Consider the following 5,215-nt stretch of genomic DNA (forward strand, 5'->3'; position numbering starts at 1 on the left):
CCACGGGGATGCGGCCCCCGACACCCGTACGGGCCGGGGCCGCATCCCCGTGGACATCGGCGGTCTGTACGCCTCGAACACCAACCTCCGGCACCCCACCCTGCCCCACGCCTTCGACCACCCGTTCACCCGCGGCGCCCGGAGCGGCCCCGGGCGCATTCCGCTCGGCGAGGTGACCGTGCGCCTCGACCGGGCCACCGGGCTGCCCGCACTCCGCTCACCACGCTGCGACGCCGATCTGGTGCCCGTCCACCTCGGCCTGATGAGCCCGCTGCTGCTGCCACCGCCGCTGGCGACCCTGCTGCGCCTCTTCGGCGATCCGCATACGCTCTTCCGCACCGGACACCCGCTGCTGCCGGGGCCGTTCGCCGACGATGTGCCGGACCGAGGCGTGGTGAGCCTGGACCGGATCGAGGCCGGGCGTGTGGTGCTGCGCCGCCGCTCATGGCTCACCCGGGCCGGGTCGGTGCCCCGCCGTACGCCCGGCGAGCGCGACCACGAACACTTTCTGAGGCTGCTGGCCTGGCGCCGTGAACTGGGCCTTCCCGCCTCCTGTTTCGTTCGCACCCGCGCACCCGGGAGCCACGGCGCGGACGCCTTCGCGGACAAGGGCTACAAACCCGCGTACATCGACTTCGCCTCACCCCTCCTGACCACCGCCTTCACCCGCTCCCTCGGCTCCCCGGACACCGTCGTCCACATCGAGGAGGCACTGCCGGACCCGGCCGCGCCCGACGGCGACACTCCGTACACGAGCGAATTCGTCATCGAACTCCCGGGAGACTTCCATGAGCCGGCCGTCTGATCCGCCGACCCCGCCCGGGCAGTGGGTAGCCGTGCACCTCTTCCACCAGGGCGACCTCGACACGCTGCTGCTGGACGCCGTGGCCCCCGCCCTCACCGGCCTCGCCCAGGCCGGCCGTATCCACGGCCACTTCTTTCTGCGCTACTGGGAGGGCGGTCCTCATCTGCGCGTACGTGTCCTCTCCGGCGAACCCGCACACCCCGTACACAACGGCTCCCAGGACATCGCCACCGAGCTTGTCGACCGGTGGAACGCATGGCTGAAAGAACACCCCTCGCCGCGCTCCGTCGACGAGGCGGCGTATCTGCGCTTCGCCACCGAGGCCGCCGCCCGCGAAGGGCTGCCCGGCTACGAGCCATGGCGCGGGCTGCACGACGAGGCGGAGGTGCGCGGCTATCTGCCCGAACACGACCGCTACGGCACCGGCGCCCCACTCGCGGCGGTGGAACGGCACTTCATGGAGGCCAGCCGCTGCGCCGAAGCCGTCCTCGCCCGCCGTCCCGGACCCGCCGAGCGGCTTTCGGCGGGCTTCGCGGTGTCCCTGCTGACCTGGGCCGTGGTGGAACCCGATCCGCAGCGCCGCCTCGACGCGCTGCGCGCGGGCGCCGAGGCGTGGCGCCGTATGCTCGGGCCCGCGTATGACACCGAGGCATTCGACCGCGCCTACGAGAGCGGCCGAGGAGCCCTCGTACGCCGGGCCGGACACCTCCTCGCCCCCGCCCCGCGGCCCCGGTCCGACGGCCCCACAGGGCCCATCGCGGCATGGCGCCACAGCGTCTCGCGGCTGCACGCCTCGCTCGAAGCCCTGGAGAGAAAGGGCGAGTTCACGCCCGACCTGGGCGCGCTGCGCGACGATCCGTCGTTGCTCGACCTCCCCAGCCCGCGCGCCGCACTGACCGCCAACCGCTGCGCCCATCTGATGTGCAACCGTCTCGGGCTGTACGGACCGCAGGAAGCGCTGCTGCGCCACTTCGCCGCCCGCGCGGCGGCCGATCTGCACACCGCCGGGAGCGGGGCCCACCGGCCATGAGCCCGCTGCTTCTCTCCCTCTACCCCGGCACCGCCCTCCACGACCACCAGGGCCTGCTGACCGTACGCCACCGCTGGGGCCGTACGCCGCTCGGCCCGCACACCCCGCCCCTGGCGGAAGCGCTGCACACCCTCGCGGCGGGCCCCACGGCCATCGACGAGATGGCGGACCGCATCAATGCCAGGGCGGAGAGCTGCGGGCTGCCGCCGGAGCCCCAACTCGCCCTGTTCCACCATTGCCTGGACCGGCTCGGGCACACCCTCCAACGGCACGCCACCCACGGCTCCCGGCCCCTGGCGACCGCCGTACCGCTCGCCCCCGAAGCCGCACCGCGCCCCGGACCCGTGCCCGACACCCCGCTCACCCTGGACCGCGCCGCCCATCTGCGGCCGGTCGACGGCCAACTCGCCCTTGAATCGCCACGGTCACGTTTCCGGGTCCGCGTCGAGGACCCCCGCACCGCCACGCCGCTCGCGCTCCTCGCCCGCCCCGCATCCCGCGCGGAGCTGGGCCGCCACTGCCACGAACTGCCCGAGGGCGCCCTGACCGCGCTCCTGACCCTTCTGCACTCGACCGGTTTCCTGCACCCTGTCGGTGACGCCGGGCGTGACGCCGGGCGCGCCGACACCGCCGACCTCCCGTCCGGCTGGAGCTTCCACGAACTGCTCGCCTACGACGGCGCCCGAGCCGGCCCGCGCGACCGCCTGTACGGGCCGGTCTTCCCGCTGCGCGACACCGAACCACCACCTCCGCCCGTGCCCCGACCCGCCACGGGACGTACGATCCCCCTCCGCCGCCCGGACCTGGACAGGGCGGCCCGCGAGGACCGCACCTTCACCGACGTACTCGAATCGCGGGCCTCACGGCGTACGTACGGCGAACGGCCTCTGACCCGGGACCAGTTGGGGGAGCTGCTGTACCGGGCCGCCCGGGTGCGCACCGTGCTGGCCGCCCGCCCCGAGGACGACCGACCGTACGCGGTCACCAGCCGCCCCTACCCCAGCGCCGGATCTGCCTACGAACTGGAGCTGTACGCCGCCGTCCACCGCTGCCAGGGGCTGGACCGGGGCCTGTACCACTACAACCCCCTGGGCCACGCCCTGACCGCCCTGCCCGGCGCCCCCGGAGCCGTCGACGGCCTGTTGCGCGAGGCCTCCGCCGCCACCGGCGCCGCGCCCCCGCCCGATGTGCACCTCACGCTGGTGTCCCGTATCAAGCGGCTGTCCTGGAAGTACGCGGCACACTCCTACGCCCTGACCCTCAAGAACACCGGCGTCCTGCTCCAGACCCTCTCCCTCGTCGCCACCGCGATGGGCCTGTCGGGCTGCGCGGTGGGCGGCGGGGACAGCGAGACCCCGGTACGCGCCTTCGGCCTCGCCGCGCACACCGAGATCCCGGTGGGCGCCTTTCTGCTCGGCAGCGCGGCGGCCGACGGCCCAAACTACGCGACCCCGCCCGCGAGCACGCGGCGCCGGTAGTCCTTGGGCGGAAGCCCGTACGCGGTGCGGAAGGCGCGGCTGAAGACGGCGGCGTGCGGGAAACCGCGGCGGGCGGCGATGAGGTGGATCGGGGTGGCGCGCAGCAGGCGTCGGGCGAAGGACCTGCGTTCTGGCCTGGAACCGGCCGGCCGCCCTGGTGTGTCGAACCCGGCTCGGCCCTGGACACCGCCCTGCGGCGGCTGGAGGGGGCCACGGACGGGTAGCCGCAGGGCTTACGGCCTGTGGGCTCGACAGCCCCGCGTACCGCGCTCTGTCGCGGCGGGCCGCCGTACGGAATCCTCCGGTGGCATGAGTAGACCTGCGGATCGCGTGAACCGCCTTACGCGCGCCTGGATCTGGCCCCTCGTCATCGGCCTCGCCGCCACCCTCAGCTGGAGTTCACCGGCCGGTGCGGACACCTCCCGCGCCGACCTCGGCACCGCCCTCGACACCCTCCTCGCCGACCCGCTGCTGAAGGGCGGCGCGGCGGGCGTGGTGGTCGCCGACGCCGACTCCGGCGCCGTCCTCTACCAGCACCACCCCGACGACCGGCTGATGCCCGCCTCCAACACCAAACTGTTCACCTCGGCCGCCGCCATGGGGCTGCTCGGCCCCGACTACACGTACCGGACCGACGTGCTCACCGACGGCAGCCGCCAGGGGCGGGTGCTGCGCGGCGATCTGTATCTGCGCGGCACCGGCGATCCGACAATGCTCGCCGCGGACTACGAACGGCTCGCCGCGCAGCTCGCCGAGTCGGGGATCACCCGGGTCACCGGACGGCTGATCGCCGACGACACCCGGTTCGACACCCAGCGCGCCGGCCGCTCCTGGGCCGCCGACGACGAATCCTCCTACTACGCGGCCCAGATCTCCCCGCTGACCCTCGCCCCCGACACCGACTACGACGCGGGCAGCATCATCGTCGAAACCGCCCCCGGCGCGGCGCCGGGGGAGAAGCCGAAGGTCACGCTCACCCCCAAGACGGACTACCTCCGCATCGACAACCGCGCCACCACCGCCGCCACCGGCAGCGGCTCCACCCTCTCCGTCGAGCGGCAGCACGGCTCCAACACCATCACCGTCAGCGGCGCCCTCCCGGCAGGAAGCAGCCCGGCCAAGGAGTGGGTCAGCGTCTGGGAACCCACCGGCTACGCCACCTCGGTGTTCGCCGACGCGCTGGCCCGCCACGGCGTCCATGTCACCGGGGCCACCCGCCTCGGCCGGGCCACCCCGCCGGACGCGCGGTCGCTCGCCTCGCATGAGTCGATGCCCCTCAAAAAGCTCCTGATCCCGTTCATGAAGCTGTCCAACAACATCCACGCCGAAGTGCTCGCCAAAACCATCGGCTACGAGACGGCCGGCCGTGGCACCTGGAGCGCGGGTCTCGACGCCGTCTCCGACTGGCTGAAGAAGCGGGGCGTGGACACCGGCTCGGTGCGCCAGGTCGACGGCTCCGGGCTGTCCCGCATGGACAACATCGCGGCCGGACGGCTGACCGAACTGCTGCTGTCGGTGCGCGACGAGCCCTGGTACGCCGACTGGTACGCGTCGCTGCCGGTGGCCTGCGACCCGGACCGGTTCGTGGGCGGCACCCTGCGCTCACGGATGTGCGGCACCCCGGCGGCGCGCAACGCGCGCGGCAAAACGGGCTCGCTGACCGGCGCCTCCGCGCTCTCGGGGTATGTCACCGACGCGGACGGCAGGGAACTGGCCTACAGCGTCGTCCTCAACAACTTCCTCGCCCCGTCCGTGAAGAGCCTGGAAGACGCGATCGTGGTGACGCTCGCGAAGTCCGGGGCAGACCGGGCGACAGCAGTCCGGCCGAGTGCCGTACCGAACGCCACGGCGGAGCGGGCCGGGGCCGCGGACCTGGAGTGTTCCTGGGTCAAGCCCCGGCGC

The 5,215-nt window shown here is 73.5% G+C and carries 3 protein-coding genes and 2 pseudogenes; 4 read left to right on the forward strand and 1 reads right to left on the reverse strand.

Going from position 1 to position 5,215, the window contains the following annotated elements; all coding sequences use genetic code 11:
• From CCN51_RS36930 to CCN51_RS36940, 3 genes and pseudogenes are all read left to right on the forward strand, one after another.
• A pseudogene (locus CCN51_RS36930) lies at positions 1-805 on the forward strand (lantibiotic dehydratase); the annotation flags it as partial.
• Entirely contained in the window at positions 789-1,835 is a 1,047-nt protein-coding gene (locus CCN51_RS36935; RefSeq protein ID WP_014174828.1) for a lantibiotic dehydratase C-terminal domain-containing protein, read from the forward strand. The pseudogene CCN51_RS36930 and the gene CCN51_RS36935, both read left to right, overlap by 17 nt.
• The gene (locus CCN51_RS36940) at positions 1,832-3,313 is read left to right on the forward strand and encodes a SagB family peptide dehydrogenase (RefSeq protein WP_014174827.1); all 1,482 of its coding nucleotides are present in this window, start codon (positions 1,832-1,834) and stop codon (positions 3,311-3,313) included. The genes CCN51_RS36935 and CCN51_RS36940 overlap by 4 nt, the downstream gene beginning before the upstream one ends.
• Here CCN51_RS36940 and CCN51_RS36945 read toward each other — a convergent pair.
• Positions 3,277-3,441, reverse strand: a pseudogene (locus tag CCN51_RS36945) (helix-turn-helix domain-containing protein); the annotation flags it as partial. The gene CCN51_RS36940 and the pseudogene CCN51_RS36945 sit on opposite strands and share 37 nt — an antisense overlap.
• Before the next feature lie 181 nt (positions 3,442-3,622).
• Here CCN51_RS36945 and dacB point away from each other — a divergent pair.
• The coding region (gene dacB, locus CCN51_RS36950) for a D-alanyl-D-alanine carboxypeptidase/D-alanyl-D-alanine endopeptidase (protein ID WP_086860592.1) at positions 3,623-5,215 on the forward strand (1,593 nt) is incomplete at its 3' end.

This window comes from Streptomyces milbemycinicus (assembly GCF_002154605.1).
Taxonomy (GTDB): domain Bacteria; phylum Actinomycetota; class Actinomycetes; order Streptomycetales; family Streptomycetaceae; genus Streptomyces; species Streptomyces milbemycinicus.